We start from the raw sequence: 14867 nt of genomic DNA, 5'->3' as shown, positions 1-14867 counted from the left end.
GTTACTCCAGACTCGCGCCATAGCCAAAACTTGCAGCAGGCTTGGCGGCGGTTTCAACCCAGACGCTTTTCACTTCGCTGTACTCACGCAACGCATCGAGGCCCGAGGAACGGCCATAACCGCTTTCGCCGTAACCGCCGAAGGGCGAGCTGACGTGAATGGTTTTGTAGCCGTTGACCCAGAAAGTCCCGGCGCGTACCTGTTTGGCAACGCGATGGGCACGACCGACATCACGGGTCCAGACGCCACCGGCCAGGCCGAAACGGCTGTCGTTGGCGATACGGATGGCGTCTTCTTCGTCCTTGAATGGAATCGCCACGACCACTGGCCCGAAGATTTCTTCCTGAGCGCAATACAGGTCATTGGTGCCCGCCAGTACGGTCGGATTGACGTAGTAACCCGGCTTGTTCGGGATGGGATCGGCCTCTTTGCCCACAAGTTTCGCGCCGTCTTTGAGTGCGCCTTCGACCATGGTTTTCACATGGTTGTATTGCTTGGCGTTGTTGATCGGGCCGATCTGGGTTTCCGGATCGCTGGGGTCACCGACCTTGAATTGCGTGGCAGCCACGGCCAGGGCGTTGGTGAATTTTTCAAAGATCGATTCCTGCACCAGCAGGCGCGAACCGGATACGCAGCTTTGACCGGCACCGGAGAAAATCGCCGCCTGCGCGCCGCGCAAGGCGACTTCAAGATCGGCATCTTCAAACACGATATTGGCCGACTTGCCGCCCAGTTCCAGTACCGCCGGAATGCAACGCTGAGCCGCCGCCACCGCAATATGACGACCGGTTGCAGGCGAGCCCACGAACACGACCTTGCGAATGTCGGCTTTGGCGATGAAGGCCTGACCAATGGAGTGGCCGAAACCGGCAATGACGTTGACCAGACCTTTTGGCACACCGGCACGCTCGATCAGCACACCGATCATCAGCGAGCTGAGAGGCGTCAGTTCGGACGGCTTGAGAATCACCGCATTACCGGCCGCAATAGCCGGTGCGATCTGCCAGCCGCAGGTGAAGATCGGCGCGTTCCAGGGCGTGATCTGCAATACGGTGCCCAGGGGCTCGTAGGTCACGTAGTTCAGGTGCGTGGTGGGGACCGGAATGATTTCGCCATGCAGCTTGTCGGCCCAGCCGGCGTAGTACTCGAACATCTCGGCGACTTTGAGCACTTCGACACGGGCATCGCGAATCGGCTTGTTGGCGGTCAGGGACTCGATCTGGGCCAGGTTTTCCTGCTCTTCACGAATCAGGGCACCGATCTGGTACATGGCACGACCACGGGCCTGGGCGGTCAGTGCCCACCATTGCGCCTGAGCGGTCTTCGCGGCCTTGTCGGCCAGTTCGACCAGGGATTCATCGGCATCAGGAAAGCTCAGCAGGACGCTGTCATCATGGGCATTGCGCACTTCGACCGGAGCACCGTGGCCTTCGACGAATTCACCACCGACGTAGCTGGCAATGACACTGCGATCGCCCCAGTAAGGACGCAGCAGTTCAAGGATTTTTGCAGTGCTCATCGGTTACTCTCCACGGCCGTAAAGTTGGGCATCGGTACGCTGCACGATTGCGCAGAAGTCTTCGTTATCCGCCAGGGTTTCGCTGCTGGCTTTCCACAATTGGGCCACCACACGGGACAGTGGCAGCTCCATGTCCAGGCTGTCCGCCAGATCGCTGGCCAACCCCACATCCTTGCGCATCAGGCCCATGGTGAAGCCGGAGTCGTAAGCCTTGTTGAGCACCCAGGTCGGAAACATGACCTGGGTAGCGCCACTGCGCCCCGAACCGGCATTGAGGCCTTGCAGCAGTTTCTCCGGATCGACACCGGCTTTGGCCGCCATGGCGACCGCTTCGGCGGTGCTGATCAGATGACAGGCGGCCAGCATGTTATTGGCAATCTTGGCGACGTTGCCGGCCCCACACTGCCCGACGTGAACGCGGGTGCCGCTCATGCCTTCCAGCACGGGCATGACACGGGCCAGGTCATCATCCTCAGCACCGATCACCATGGACATGGTGCCAGTGGCCGCGCCTTTGGGGCCGCCGGAAACCGGAGCATCGATAAAGGCCACGCCGGTCTTCAACAGTTCGGCAGCCACCTTGCGGCTCATTTCCGGTGTGGACGTGGTGGTATCGACGACGACCAGACCCTTGCGGCCGAACTCGATGATGCCACCCTCGCCCAGGCAGACCGACTCGACGTGCTCGGCCTTGGGCAGCGACAGGATCAGAATGTCCGAGTCCTGGATCAGTTGCTTGCGGTCGGCAACCGGCTTGACGCCTTTGCTCTCGGCTTGCGCCAGTGCCGCCTGAGACAGGTCGAAACCGCTCACATCGAAGCCTTTGCCCGCCAGGGTGGCCGCCATGCCGCCGCCCATGTTGCCCAGTCCGATCACACCTACTTTCAAAGTCATGTTTCGTATCTCGGTTAAAGGTTTTGTACAAATTCAAGGATGACGTTGCCCGCCGCTTCGGGTTGCACCATGACGCGGCCCGGCACGTATTCGTGGGGTACTTCGTTGTGTTCGAGGATGAAGCGCGCCGTGTCCAGGCTTTTGGTATGCAGGCCGATGGCGATGGCATGGGCACGCTCGCTGGCGGCGTGGGGCAGCCTGACGCCGGGGTATTGAAGGGCAGCGGTGGCAGCATCCATGGCTCGCAGCAGACCGCAGCGGGTATCGGCTTGCAGGATGTTGCCGTTGTAGGTAACGGCGTCGCCGTACAGGGCTTTCCAGCGCGGCTCCAGTTCTGCCGGATCAGCCAGGTAGGTCACGCTGAAAATCCCGTCCACGGCATTGCAGTGGTTCTGCCAGCCCGGTACCCAGATCAGTTCGGGGCGGTGCTGGTGACAGATAAAGTTCGAAGCATCGGGCAGCGCCGGGTCGATGAATAACCCCAGGGACACAACCGCTTCATCGGGACGTCCGTCAGGCAACGTCATGCTGCGGCGAAAATCGATCCGCCCCTGGCTCGGCAGGCCGGCCTCGACCAGACGCGCGTGATCGGCGTCCGCATCCTTGCTGTGCAAGGCCACCAGCGAAACGCCCTCTTCGCCACGGTCCAGAAACTCGCCCAACTGGCGACCAAAGCAGAAACCGTTGACCGAGTTGGTGCCGAACTTTGCCGGATCGTCGATACCGATCAGTTCGATGAAGTTGCTTTCAAACATCATCAGCGAGGTCACGCTGCCCCATGGGTGATAACTGACCGGGGACGGCATGAAGCCCATTTTCCGATAGAGCTGCAACGCATGGGCGTGGTCACGCACCGTGACCAGCGGATGATCGATACCTTGTGGAAACTGAGCGACGGCTGCCATAGATGAACTTTCCCTGCATTATTCTTGTGATTTTGTCGTGAAGGTCGCGAGTGAAGCCGGTGCAGTGCCAACGGGTCTGGCGGGCGCACCGGCCACCACGACGCCCGCAGACACGGGTTTGAGTACAACGGAATTGGCGGCCACGATGGCGCGCTCGCCCACTTCGATATTGCCCAGTACAGATGCGCCTGCGCAGATCAGCGCGCCGCGACGGATCTTGGGGTGGCGATCCCCTGCTTCATTGAGGGTGCTGCCCAGCGTGACGCCATGCCAGAGGCTGACTTCATCCTCGACCACAGCGGTCTCGCCAATCACCAGCCCGATGCCGTGATCGACGAACAGGGCTTTGCCAAGCCGGGCGGCGGGATGAATATCGATACTCCAGGCGCTGGCTGCCCAGTTCTGTAGCAGCACGGCGCTCTGGATGTCGCCGTCGTTCCAGAGCGAGTGGGCAATGCGATAGGCCTGCACGGCCTGGATGCCGCGAAAGGTCAGGAAGGCTGTGAGGTGATCGGGACAGGCTGGATTGACGACAACCAGATGGTTGATGTCCACAGCCGCTGCTTCGGTGATGCTCGGGTTGGATTGCAGTACGGCCTTGAACCAGCCCTGCAGATCGGCATCAGGCACTTTGTCCTGAAGCTGGTGAGCCAGATTGGCGGCCAGGGCAGACTCAAAGGATGAATGCGCCAAGATCCGGTTGTGTGCATGCAGGGCAAGCACCGGATTACGTTCACCAAGCTGTTGCGCCTGTTGGCGCAGACGTTGCCAAAGAGCTGTCATACACCCTCCCGTTTGCCTATGGATCGAGTATGGACAGCGCTGACACCCATCAGCAATAATCAAAAAATTGAATTTATGTTGCCTTTACCGCAACACAGGAAAAATCATGAGCCTCGTTCAGGATCGGCGGATTCTTTATTTCTTCGAAGCAGTGCGCCTGGGCAGTGTCCGGGCTGCGGCTGATTTCCTGAACGTCGCGCCTTCGGCCGTCAGCCGACAGATCGCCCAACTGGAACAGGAGCTGGGTTCACCGCTGCTGGAAAGGCATCGTCGTGGCGTCAAACCCACTGAAGCGGGCGACAAGGTGCTGGCGTATTACCGGCAACGACTCACCCAGCAGGAAGTGTTGCTGGAATCCATTCAGGCGTTGCGCGGGCTGCACAGCGGTTCGGTCACGCTGGTGTCGGGGGAAGGTTTTCTGGAAAGCCTGGCGCAACCGCTGGCAAAGTTCTCGGCGCTCTATCCCAGGATAGAACTGATCGTGAATGTCTGCGGCAGCAACGAGGTGATCCGTCAGGTGGTGGAGGATGAGGCGCATATCGGCCTGGTCTTCAACCCGGCCGCCGACCCGAAGATCCGCTCACACGCCCATCAACGGCAACCTGTCTGCGTAGTGACCAGCCCTGATCATCCACTGGCCCAGGAAAAAGGCCCTCTCGAACTCAAAGGCCTGGATCGTTATCAACTGGCTCTGCCAAGCGTGTCCTACGGCATCCGCCAGATTCTGCTGCAGGCCGAGCATCAACTGGGCGTCTCAGTAAAACCGGTGCTGACCTGCAACACCTTTTCCATGCTCAAGCATTTCGCCATGCATGGCGGCGTCACACTGCTGCCCACCTTCGTGATCGAAGAGGAAATGAAAGCCGGAAAGCTGCTGGCCCTGCCCTTGCAGCATGAAGTGTTCAGCAGCCCCCAGACTCACCTGATAAGCCGACTGGGGCGTCAGCTCAGTGTCGGTGCCAGCCGGCTCATGACGCTGCTGTTGCAGGAAATGACGGCGTTTCAGGACTGAGGCTGGCAGCCCGCATCAAGTCGGAACCGGAGCATGCCCGGCGATAAGGCGCTCCTGCTTGAGCTCGGCCCAGAAGTCTGCCGGGATGGCGACTTTCATGGACTGGGCATTACTGGCGATCTGTCCCGGTACGCGGGACCCGGGCACAATGGCTGACACCAACGGGTGCGCGGCAGCAAACTGCAAGGCGGCGGTACGCATGTCGATGCCATGACGACCGGCTATGGCAGCCAGTCTGGCGCGACGCTCGACAGCAAGCGGCGGCAATTCGGTCGAAAAGTTGAAACGCCGGCCGCCTCCCAGAAAACCGTCATTGAGCGGAGTTCCGACCACAACGCTTGTGCCTTTTTTGGCCAACGCAGGCAGAGTCCGGTCAAGCGCCTGTTCGTGATCGACAATGGAATACTGGCAAGCCAGCAAGACGATGTCCGGCGTAGGGTCGTCATGCTCTACAGCACGAACGGCGGCGTCAGGCCGGTTGATTCCGAATCCCCAGGCTTTGATCAGCCCTTCTTCGCGCATTTTTTCCAGCTCTCGCATGGCTCCCGTACGGGCAACTTCATAGGCCGCTTCCCAGCCGCCTTGCAACTCCGTGTTGTCCGGCGACAGGTCGTGGATGTAAACCACGTCTATACGCGCCAGGCCGAGCCTTTGCAGGCTGTCCTCGACAGAGCGCCGGGCTCCGGCAGCGGTGTAGTCGTAGCGGTATTCAAAAGGTGCCGGAGAGGTCCAGATCGAGCTATCGCCACGAGGTTTGCCTGCTGCCTTGAACACGCGCCCGACTTTGGTGGAAATGACATAGTCATCCGGGTTGCGGTTATGCAGGAAACGTCCGAGGCGATATTCGCTGAGGCCGAATCCATAGAAGGGCGATGTATCAAACAGTCGCACGCCGGAATCCCAGGCCGACTGCAAGACAGCTGCCGCCTGCTCATCGCTGATGGGGGCAAAGATATTACCGATTTGCGTCCCACCCATGCCGAAGCGGTAAGGCGTCATGTAACGAAGGTTGTGCCGGGCCGGGTTCGTCTGCAGCGCCGTGCGCACCACATTGCCACGCGTCGGCATCACGCTGCCGCGTTCACCCACTGGCACGCTGGTCAATGTCTGGGCATTACCCACCATGGGCAGCAATGTGGCCGCCAGTGCGCCGCCTGCCGAAAGCCTGAGAAAATCACGCCGATCCATCACAGATTCCTTGCTCAATTTCGTGGGGGAACACCAGGAAGAACCCCAAGATAGACGAGCGGTTTTGAGGGGCGTGATCACAATCCGATGCTCTTTTTGCACAATCCTGCCGCCCCACTTGAGCGGATGACCTCTTCTGCGCACACTGCAATCTCAGTCCTTGCAGGGTCAGGTTCATGAATCAATCGTTGGCGTTGTCCGCTCCTAATCCTGGCCGGGAAGGCGATGGTCTAAAGCGACTTGCCTCACGGTTGATAGCCCATTGCAGTGAAGAGGCTAACCCCAGCGCCATAAAGGGCCTGACCTTCTATCGCATGGAGGCGCCTGGCTTACCGACCTATTGCGTCTACGAACCTTGTATGGCGCTGATTGTTCAGGGCACCAAGCACACCGTATTCGGTCATGAAGAATTGTTGTCAGAGCCAGGCGGCTTTTTCGTCACTTCGATTGATATCCCCACCACAGCAAAAGTCATCCAGGCCAGTGCCGAGCGCCCTTACCTCTCAGTGGTATTGAAACTCGATATGGCGATTCTGCACGATGTTGTTCAAAGCATGCCCGTGGTCGAGAGCAGCGCCCATCCGACTCGTTGCTACGCCGCCGGGCAAGCATCGGATGAGTTGATCGATGTGTTCAACCGTCTGGTGGGCTTGCTGGATCGTCCCCAAGAGATTCCGCTCATGGCAGAACTGGTCAAGCGAGAGGTCTGCCTGCGGCTGCTTCTCAGCGAAGCTGGAGACTGGCTGCGCTGGATCGTACGTGAGGGGTATCGCTCACGTGGAATTGTGAGAGTGATTGACTGGCTCAAGCGCAACTATGCCAAGCCGTTGCGTATTGCCGAACTCGCGGAGATTGCGGGCATGGCTGGCTCGACCCTGCACCATAACTTCCGCCAGCTCACCGGCACCAGCCCCTTGCAGTATCAGAAGACACTGCGCCTGCATGCAGCACGTAGCCTGATGCTGACGGAGCGGCTGGACGCCAATACAGCGGCATTGCGTGTGGGCTATGAAAGCGTTTCGCAATTCAGCCGCGAGTACGCCCGCCGCTTCGGCGCGCCACCTTCACGTGACATTCGCCAGACGCGGACTTCGATTCCGGCTTCTTAGGTGCTGTCGCCGGCAAGCCGCCTCCCACTGTTTCGTCTTTCGCCAACGACCAGAAAGACAAAACCCCCACCTGCCTGTGCAGATGGGGGTTTCGGAATGTAATCTTGACGATGACCTACTCTCACATGGGGAAACCCCACACTACCATCGGCGATGCATCGTTTCACTGCTGAGTTCGGGATGGGATCAGGTGGTTCCAATGCTCTATGGTCGTCAAGAAATTCGGTAGCCGGTGCGTGATGATTCACGGACCCGCGAATGGGTGTGTAATAGAATGTGTGGGTGGCGCAAACTTTCGGTTCGTCATCTTCACTCACCACAACCTGCGTCAGCAGATTGCTTGGGTGTTATATGGTCAAGCCTCACGGGCAATTAGTATGGGTTAGCTCAATGCCTCACAGCACTTACACACCCCACCTATCAACGTCGTAGTCTTCGACGGCCCTTCAGGGAACTCAAGGTTCCAGTGAGATCTCATCTTGAGGCAAGTTTCCCGCTTAGATGCTTTCAGCGGTTATCTTTTCCGAACATAGCTACCCGGCAATGCCACTGGCGTGACAACCGGAACACCAGAGGTTCGTCCACTCCGGTCCTCTCGTACTAGGAGCAGCCCCTCTCAAATCTCAAACGTCCACGGCAGATAGGGACCGAACTGTCTCACGACGTTCTAAACCCAGCTCGCGTACCACTTTAAATGGCGAACAGCCATACCCTTGGGACCGGCTTCAGCCCCAGGATGTGATGAGCCGACATCGAGGTGCCAAACACCGCCGTCGATATGAACTCTTGGGCGGTATCAGCCTGTTATCCCCGGAGTACCTTTTATCCGTTGAGCGATGGCCCTTCCATACAGAACCACCGGATCACTAAGACCTACTTTCGTACCTGCTCGACGTGTCTGTCTCGCAGTCAAGCGCGCTTTTGCCTTTATACTCTACGACCGATTTCCGACCGGTCTGAGCGCACCTTCGTACTCCTCCGTTACTCTTTAGGAGGAGACCGCCCCAGTCAAACTACCCACCATACACTGTCCTCGATCCGGATAACGGACCTGAGTTAGAACCTCAAAGTTGCCAGGGTGGTATTTCAAGGATGGCTCCACGCAGACTGGCGTCCACGCTTCACAGCCTCCCACCTATCCTACACAAGCAAATTCAAAGTCCAGTGCAAAGCTATAGTAAAGGTTCACGGGGTCTTTCCGTCTAGCCGCGGATACACTGCATCTTCACAGCGATTTCAATTTCACTGAGTCTCGGGTGGAGACAGCGCCGCCATCGTTACGCCATTCGTGCAGGTCGGAACTTACCCGACAAGGAATTTCGCTACCTTAGGACCGTTATAGTTACGGCCGCCGTTTACCGGGGCTTCGATCAAGAGCTTCGCTTGCGCTAACCCCATCAATTAACCTTCCGGCACCGGGCAGGCGTCACACCCTATACGTCCACTTTCGTGTTTGCAGAGTGCTGTGTTTTTAATAAACAGTCGCAGCGGCCTGGTATCTTCGACCGGCATGAGCTTACGGAGCAAGTCCTTCACCCTCACCGGCGCACCTTCTCCCGAAGTTACGGTGCCATTTTGCCTAGTTCCTTCACCCGAGTTCTCTCAAGCGCCTTGGTATTCTCTACCCAACCACCTGTGTCGGTTTGGGGTACGGTTCCTGGTTACCTGAAGCTTAGAAGCTTTTCTTGGAAGCATGGCATCAACCACTTCGTGTTCAAAAGAACACTCGTCATCAGCTCTCGGCCTTGAGACCCCGGATTTACCTAAGATCTCAGCCTACCACCTTAAACTTGGACAACCAACGCCAAGCTGGCCTAGCCTTCTCCGTCCCTCCATCGCAATAACCAGAAGTACAGGAATATTAACCTGTTTTCCATCGACTACGCTTTTCAGCCTCGCCTTAGGGACCGACTAACCCTGCGTCGATTAACGTTGCGCAGGAAACCTTGGTCTTTCGGCGTGGGTGTTTTTCACACCCATTGTCGTTACTCATGTCAGCATTCGCACTTCTGATACCTCCAGCAAGCTTCTCAACTCACCTTCACAGGCTTACAGAACGCTCCTCTACCGCATCACCCGAAGGTGATACCCGTAGCTTCGGTGCATGGTTTGAGCCCCGTTACATCTTCCGCGCAGGCCGACTCGACTAGTGAGCTATTACGCTTTCTTTAAAGGGTGGCTGCTTCTAAGCCAACCTCCTAGCTGTCTAAGCCTTCCCACATCGTTTCCCACTTAACCATGACTTTGGGACCTTAGCTGACGGTCTGGGTTGTTTCCCTTTTCACGACGGACGTTAGCACCCGCCGTGTGTCTCCCATGCTCGGCACTTGTAGGTATTCGGAGTTTGCATCGGTTTGGTAAGTCGGGATGACCCCCTAGCCGAAACAGTGCTCTACCCCCTACAGTGATACATGAGGCGCTACCTAAATAGCTTTCGAGGAGAACCAGCTATCTCCGAGCTTGATTAGCCTTTCACTCCGATCCACAGGTCATCCGCTAACTTTTCAACGGTAGTCGGTTCGGTCCTCCAGTCAGTGTTACCTAACCTTCAACCTGCCCATGGATAGATCGCCCGGTTTCGGGTCTATACCCAGCGACTAAACGCCCTATTAAGACTCGCTTTCGCTACGCCTCCCCTATTCGGTTAAGCTTGCCACTGAATATAAGTCGCTGACCCATTATACAAAAGGTACGCAGTCACCCAACAAAGTGGGCTCCCACTGCTTGTACGCATACGGTTTCAGGATCTATTTCACTCCCCTCTCCGGGGTTCTTTTCGCCTTTCCCTCACGGTACTGGTTCACTATCGGTCAGTCAGTAGTATTTAGCCTTGGAGGATGGTCCCCCCATGTTCAGACAAGGTTTCTCGTGCCCCGTCCTACTCGATTTCATTGACAAGAGATTTTCGCGTACAGGGCTATCACCCACTATGGCCGCACTTTCCAGAGCGTTCCGCTAATCTCAACTCAACTTAAGGGCTGGTCCCCGTTCGCTCGCCACTACTAAGGGAATCTCGGTTGATTTCTTTTCCTCAGGGTACTTAGATGTTTCAGTTCCCCTGGTTCGCCTCTTGCACCTATGTATTCAGTACAAGATAACTGTCTTATGACAGCTGGGTTCCCCCATTCAGACATCTCCGGATCACAGTCTGTTTGCCGACTCCCCGAAGCTTTTCGCAGGCTACCACGTCTTTCATCGCCTCTGACTGCCAAGGCATCCACCGTATGCGCTTCTTCACTTGACCATATAACCCCAAGCAATCTGGTTATACTGTGAAGACGACATTCGCCGAAAATTTGCAATTCACTCACAAATTTTACCTTAGCCTGTGTTCCACCAGTGAAAGTGGTGCACAGTCTAACTTTCTATTACATACCCAAATTTTTAAAGAACGATTCTGATAAAGATCAGAAATCAACATTCAGGCACCGTGTTGGTGGAATGCTCATTTCTAAGCTTTGACTGTGGTTGCTGCTGCAGCACGTGATGCTGACCAATGTATGGTGGAGCCAAGCGGGATCGAACCGCTGACCTCCTGCGTGCAAGGCAGGCGCTCTCCCAGCTGAGCTATGGCCCCAAACAATTGGTGGGTCTGGGCAGATTCGAACTGCCGACCTCACCCTTATCAGGGGTGCGCTCTAACCAACTGAGCTACAGACCCAATCGTCTTCTTCAATGAATCAAGCAATTCGTGTGGGAGCTTATGGTGAAGCTGAGTCGTCGATTAAGGAGGTGATCCAGCCGCAGGTTCCCCTACGGCTACCTTGTTACGACTTCACCCCAGTCATGAATCACACCGTGGTAACCGTCCCCCCGAAGGTTAGACTAGCTACTTCTGGTGCAACCCACTCCCATGGTGTGACGGGCGGTGTGTACAAGGCCCGGGAACGTATTCACCGCGACATTCTGATTCGCGATTACTAGCGATTCCGACTTCACGCAGTCGAGTTGCAGACTGCGATCCGGACTACGATCGGTTTTGTGAGATTAGCTCCACCTCGCGGCTTGGCAACCCTCTGTACCGACCATTGTAGCACGTGTGTAGCCCAGGCCGTAAGGGCCATGATGACTTGACGTCATCCCCACCTTCCTCCGGTTTGTCACCGGCAGTCTCCTTAGAGTGCCCACCATGACGTGCTGGTAACTAAGGACAAGGGTTGCGCTCGTTACGGGACTTAACCCAACATCTCACGACACGAGCTGACGACAGCCATGCAGCACCTGTCTCAGTGTTCCCGAAGGCACCAAACCATCTCTGGTAAGTTCACTGGATGTCAAGGCCTGGTAAGGTTCTTCGCGTTGCTTCGAATTAAACCACATGCTCCACCGCTTGTGCGGGCCCCCGTCAATTCATTTGAGTTTTAACCTTGCGGCCGTACTCCCCAGGCGGTCAACTTAATGCGTTAGCTGCGCCACTAAAATCTCAAGGATTCCAACGGCTAGTTGACATCGTTTACGGCGTGGACTACCAGGGTATCTAATCCTGTTTGCTCCCCACGCTTTCGCACCTCAGTGTCAGTATGAGCCCAGGTGGTCGCCTTCGCCACTGGTGTTCCTTCCTATATCTACGCATTTCACCGCTACACAGGAAATTCCACCACCCTCTGCCCTACTCTAGCTCGCCAGTTTTGGATGCAGTTCCCAGGTTGAGCCCGGGGATTTCACATCCAACTTAACGAACCACCTACGCGCGCTTTACGCCCAGTAATTCCGATTAACGCTTGCACCCTCTGTATTACCGCGGCTGCTGGCACAGAGTTAGCCGGTGCTTATTCTGTCGGTAACGTCAAAATCGTCACGTATTAGGTAACGACCCTTCCTCCCAACTTAAAGTGCTTTACAATCCGAAGACCTTCTTCACACACGCGGCATGGCTGGATCAGGCTTTCGCCCATTGTCCAATATTCCCCACTGCTGCCTCCCGTAGGAGTCTGGACCGTGTCTCAGTTCCAGTGTGACTGATCATCCTCTCAGACCAGTTACGGATCGTCGCCTTGGTGAGCCTTTACCTCACCAACTAGCTAATCCGACCTAGGCTCATCTGATAGCGCAAGGCCCGAAGGTCCCCTGCTTTCTCCCGTAGGACGTATGCGGTATTAGCGTCCGTTTCCGAGCGTTATCCCCCACTACCAGGCAGATTCCTAGGCATTACTCACCCGTCCGCCGCTCGCCACCCGGTACAAGTACCTGTGCTGCCGCCCGACTTGCATGTGTTAGGCCTGCCGCCAGCGTTCAATCTGAGCCATGATCAAACTCTTCAGTTCAAACATCGTTGGGTTTTGAGAAAACCCTAAACTTGGCTCAGCAATCGTTGGTTACATCTTTGATTTCTCGCGGAGTAACTTGCGTTGCTGATAATCTGTTGACTTCAGTCTTACACCACAAGCACCCACACGAATTGCTTGATTCAGTTGTTAAAGAGCGGTGGGTTGAGCCTTTTCGTCTCAACCGAGGCGCGCATTCTACAGCGTCCTCTGTATCTGTCAAGCGGTTATTTCAACAAGTTTCAAAGTTTCCTTTGCAACTTCAACCACTTGCGCTTCGATCAACGTCGCGTTGCTCGTTAGCGGGAGGCGAATTCTACATTATCCGATTACTGTGTCAAACCCTTTTTCACAACTTTTTCTACATATCCCGAAATGCCCGGCGCCTGCTTATATAGCTATATAAGAAAGCAGCCCGCCGATCACTTGCCCGCCTTCGTCTCCAGCGTCTTTTTCACCACCTCGGCGACGAACCCGCAAGCGTGAATCCTCTTCGCCCATTCACTCTGGGCACACTCCTTGGAGTCCATAGCGGTCTGACAGGCCTGCGACATCGTCCGACGCAGGTTATCGGGGTTGCAGTCGGACTGGTAACTGCCCTGGGATGCAGCGGCTCGCTCCCTGGTGCCTCCAGGTTGCGACATGGCGAAGAAACCAGCAGCCAACATGCAGCAGAAAGCACCAAGAAACACACGTCCCAGCATCATTTTCCTGGCCCGGAAGAACCGCTTCAGGGCGGCATAGGGTCCGGGATAGCGATAAGGGGCGAACGCTATCCATATCAGCGTCACGAAACAGTGAAGCGCCAACCCAAGCCCGCCGCCTTTCCATGCCATCACCCCGCCCATGACAGTCAGCGGCAGTGCGTGCTGCACCACCTTGGCGTTCGCGGTCGGCCCGCTGATGACATCAGGCAGAAGACGAATACTCAGCCATTCATCCAGCGTCGCAACAACCTCACAGAGCGGGCGCCATACATACATGTACACCATAAGGCCAGGAACCATCAGCAAGGGATACAGAATCAGAAACCACAGATCCTGATCCGGCTGAAAATACAGCGAAAGGCCAAACAGCAAAACAACAGGCAATGCCGCAAGTCCCAGCCAGCGCCTGGCTTCAGGGGAAAACGGCTCATGCACCCGCTTCAAGCATTCAAGATCGGCATCAGGAAAAGCCTCGAGAACACCGGGATAGCGCAGCGTCAGTTGCTCGACCAGCCGCTTGCAGATAACGCGCACATTGTCATCTTCAGCCCTGGCCATTCGCCTGCGCTCGACAGGGCTATACGCCCCCAACAACAAATGCACGGCGCGCCCCTCGGCGCTGAACGGCTTCTTGCCGAGCAGACGCTGCAGGTGCCGGACAAAATCATCCTTTTCAAGGCGATCCAGCAAACGCAGCCAGATAAAGGCAGGCTCCGGGTGCAGGTCTTTCTTCACATCCCAACCAAACAGGGCACACACCTGCTCGAACAAGGCCGAGCTCCAGCCTGCCGTGTTATGCAACAGAATCATGACCCAGCTCTGCAAATGCTCACTGCGCTCCAGCGAAGCCAGCCAGGGTTGTTGACGCAGCGCTTGCAGCGCATCGATGAAACCGCCCTCCTCGCCAGCATGCAGTTGAGCCTGCAATTGCGACTGACGGGCGTCGAGCAGGATCTGAGTCAGTCTTGCAGCCTGCTCACCATCCATAGGCACTTCTTGCCAGGGCGTCAGCCAGTTCAACTGCAGAGTCGCGGCCTGGGCCAGTTCGATCTCGCGTTCGGGATCGGCAAGACACCGCAGCAGTAATCCCTGCTCGAAGCCTTGTGCACAACCCTGCGTCCGGGCCTGAAGGCGCAGCTCATGCAGATTGTCGACGTCGGCTTGATCAACAAGCGCCAGCCATGGCGGCGATGTATCGAGCGGAGCTGGCACCACTTGCCCGGCCAGCTCGGCTACCTCATCGTCATCGTGCTCATCCCGATAGCGAGCAATATGCAAAGCCCGCTCATAAGCATCACGAAGGCGCTGAAAGCCTTCGGCATCCTCATCCGGGCGATTGCTTTTGAGCAGTCGCGCATACTGGCGCTTGATACTGCGCTCATCGGCATCGTCAGACAGCGCCAGAACCGCCCAGCAATCACTCATAATTGCCACTCACTGCATATGTGTTCATTGACTGATTACTTCCCGCCAGTACCTTTCAAGA

Annotated in this window: 8 protein-coding genes, 2 tRNA genes and 3 rRNA genes; 2 read left to right on the top strand and 11 right to left on the bottom strand. The window is 56.6% G+C overall.

Translation table 11 applies throughout. The annotated features are described in order from the left end of the window. Window position 1: 1 nt before the first annotated feature. Genes KQP88_RS06810 through epsC form a run of 4 tightly spaced genes read right to left on the bottom strand, consistent with a single transcriptional unit; the run spans window position 2 to window position 4101 of the window. Window positions 2-1519, bottom strand: a complete 1518-nt coding sequence (locus KQP88_RS06810) for an aldehyde dehydrogenase family protein (protein ID WP_198728851.1) — start codon at window positions 1517-1519, stop codon at window positions 2-4. Window positions 1520-1522: 3 nt separating this feature from the next. Then, window positions 1523-2413: an NAD(P)-dependent oxidoreductase gene (locus KQP88_RS06805; RefSeq protein ID WP_216705166.1), complete on the bottom strand. Its 891-nt coding sequence runs from the start codon at window positions 2411-2413 to the stop codon at window positions 1523-1525. A 14-nt stretch (window positions 2414-2427) separates the two neighbouring features. Further along, complete coding sequence (locus KQP88_RS06800) at window positions 2428-3318, bottom strand: VOC family protein (RefSeq protein ID WP_216705165.1); 891 nt, start codon at window positions 3316-3318, stop codon at window positions 2428-2430. Window positions 3319-3336: 18 nt separating this feature from the next. Continuing rightward, window positions 3337-4101 (bottom strand): serine O-acetyltransferase EpsC, encoded by a 765-nt coding sequence (gene epsC / locus KQP88_RS06795; RefSeq protein WP_216705164.1) that lies wholly within the window; start codon window positions 4099-4101, stop codon window positions 3337-3339. A gap of 106 nt (window positions 4102-4207) precedes the next feature. Here epsC and KQP88_RS06790 point away from each other — a divergent pair, with 106 nt between their 5' ends. After that, entirely contained in the window at window positions 4208-5113 is a 906-nt protein-coding gene (locus KQP88_RS06790) for a LysR family transcriptional regulator (protein ID WP_216705163.1), read from the top strand. 15 nt (window positions 5114-5128) lie between these two features. Here KQP88_RS06790 and KQP88_RS06785 read toward each other — a convergent pair whose 3' ends face one another. Beyond that, window positions 5129-6301: an aldo/keto reductase gene (locus KQP88_RS06785; RefSeq protein WP_200994289.1), complete on the bottom strand. Its 1173-nt coding sequence runs from the start codon at window positions 6299-6301 to the stop codon at window positions 5129-5131. Window positions 6302-6477: 176 nt separating this feature from the next. Here KQP88_RS06785 and KQP88_RS06780 point away from each other — a divergent pair, with 176 nt between their 5' ends. Further along, window positions 6478-7410 carry an AraC family transcriptional regulator gene (locus KQP88_RS06780; protein WP_216705162.1) on the top strand — a complete coding sequence of 311 codons (933 nt, stop codon included), beginning with the start codon at window positions 6478-6480 and terminating at the stop codon, window positions 7408-7410. Between the two features lie 102 nt (window positions 7411-7512). On the opposite strand, the gene rrf is transcribed toward KQP88_RS06780, so the two are convergent. From rrf to KQP88_RS06750, 6 genes are all read right to left on the bottom strand, one after another. Beyond that, a 5S ribosomal RNA gene (rrf, locus tag KQP88_RS06775) occupies window positions 7513-7628 on the bottom strand. Window positions 7629-7761: 133 nt separating this feature from the next. Further along, window positions 7762-10654: ribosomal RNA gene (locus KQP88_RS06770) — 23S ribosomal RNA — on the bottom strand. Window positions 10655-10911: 257 nt separating this feature from the next. Next, window positions 10912-10987, bottom strand: a tRNA-Ala gene (locus tag KQP88_RS06765). A 7-nt stretch (window positions 10988-10994) separates the two neighbouring features. After that, window positions 10995-11071, bottom strand: a tRNA-Ile gene (locus KQP88_RS06760). 64 nt (window positions 11072-11135) lie between these two features. Then, window positions 11136-12674, bottom strand: a 16S ribosomal RNA gene (locus KQP88_RS06755). Together the 16S, 23S and 5S rRNA genes with 2 tRNA genes alongside form the textbook arrangement of a ribosomal RNA operon. 422 nt (window positions 12675-13096) lie before the next feature. Beyond that, window positions 13097-14806 (bottom strand): J domain-containing protein, encoded by a 1710-nt coding sequence (locus KQP88_RS06750; RefSeq protein ID WP_216705161.1) that lies wholly within the window; start codon window positions 14804-14806, stop codon window positions 13097-13099. Between the last annotated feature and the right edge of the window lie 61 nt (window positions 14807-14867).

It is taken from the genome of Pseudomonas lijiangensis (genome assembly GCF_018968705.1).
In the GTDB taxonomy this organism is placed as follows: Bacteria; Pseudomonadota; Gammaproteobacteria; order Pseudomonadales; family Pseudomonadaceae; genus Aquipseudomonas; species Aquipseudomonas lijiangensis.
The sequence above is the reverse complement of the archived record's forward strand: the minus strand, read 5'-3'. Positions and strand labels throughout refer to the sequence as shown.

What these genes read in the sequence shown, in the direction of transcription:
- epsC (WP_216705164.1), bottom strand. Translation starts at nt 4,101, where the DNA reads ATGACAGCTCTTTGGCAACGTCTGCGCCAACAGGCGCAACAGCTTGGT.
- KQP88_RS06805 (WP_216705166.1), bottom strand. Translation starts at nt 2,413, where the DNA reads ATGACTTTGAAAGTAGGTGTGATCGGACTGGGCAACATGGGCGGCGGC.
- KQP88_RS06810 (WP_198728851.1), bottom strand. Translation starts at nt 1,519, where the DNA reads ATGAGCACTGCAAAAATCCTTGAACTGCTGCGTCCTTACTGGGGCGAT.
- KQP88_RS06800 (WP_216705165.1), bottom strand. Translation starts at nt 3,318, where the DNA reads ATGGCAGCCGTCGCTCAGTTTCCACAAGGTATCGATCATCCGCTGGTC.
- KQP88_RS06780 (WP_216705162.1), top strand. Translation starts at nt 6,478, where the DNA reads ATGAATCAATCGTTGGCGTTGTCCGCTCCTAATCCTGGCCGGGAAGGC.
- KQP88_RS06790 (WP_216705163.1), top strand. Translation starts at nt 4,208, where the DNA reads ATGAGCCTCGTTCAGGATCGGCGGATTCTTTATTTCTTCGAAGCAGTG.
- KQP88_RS06785 (WP_200994289.1), bottom strand. Translation starts at nt 6,301, where the DNA reads ATGGATCGGCGTGATTTTCTCAGGCTTTCGGCAGGCGGCGCACTGGCG.
- KQP88_RS06750 (WP_216705161.1), bottom strand. Translation starts at nt 14,806, where the DNA reads ATGAGTGATTGCTGGGCGGTTCTGGCGCTGTCTGACGATGCCGATGAG.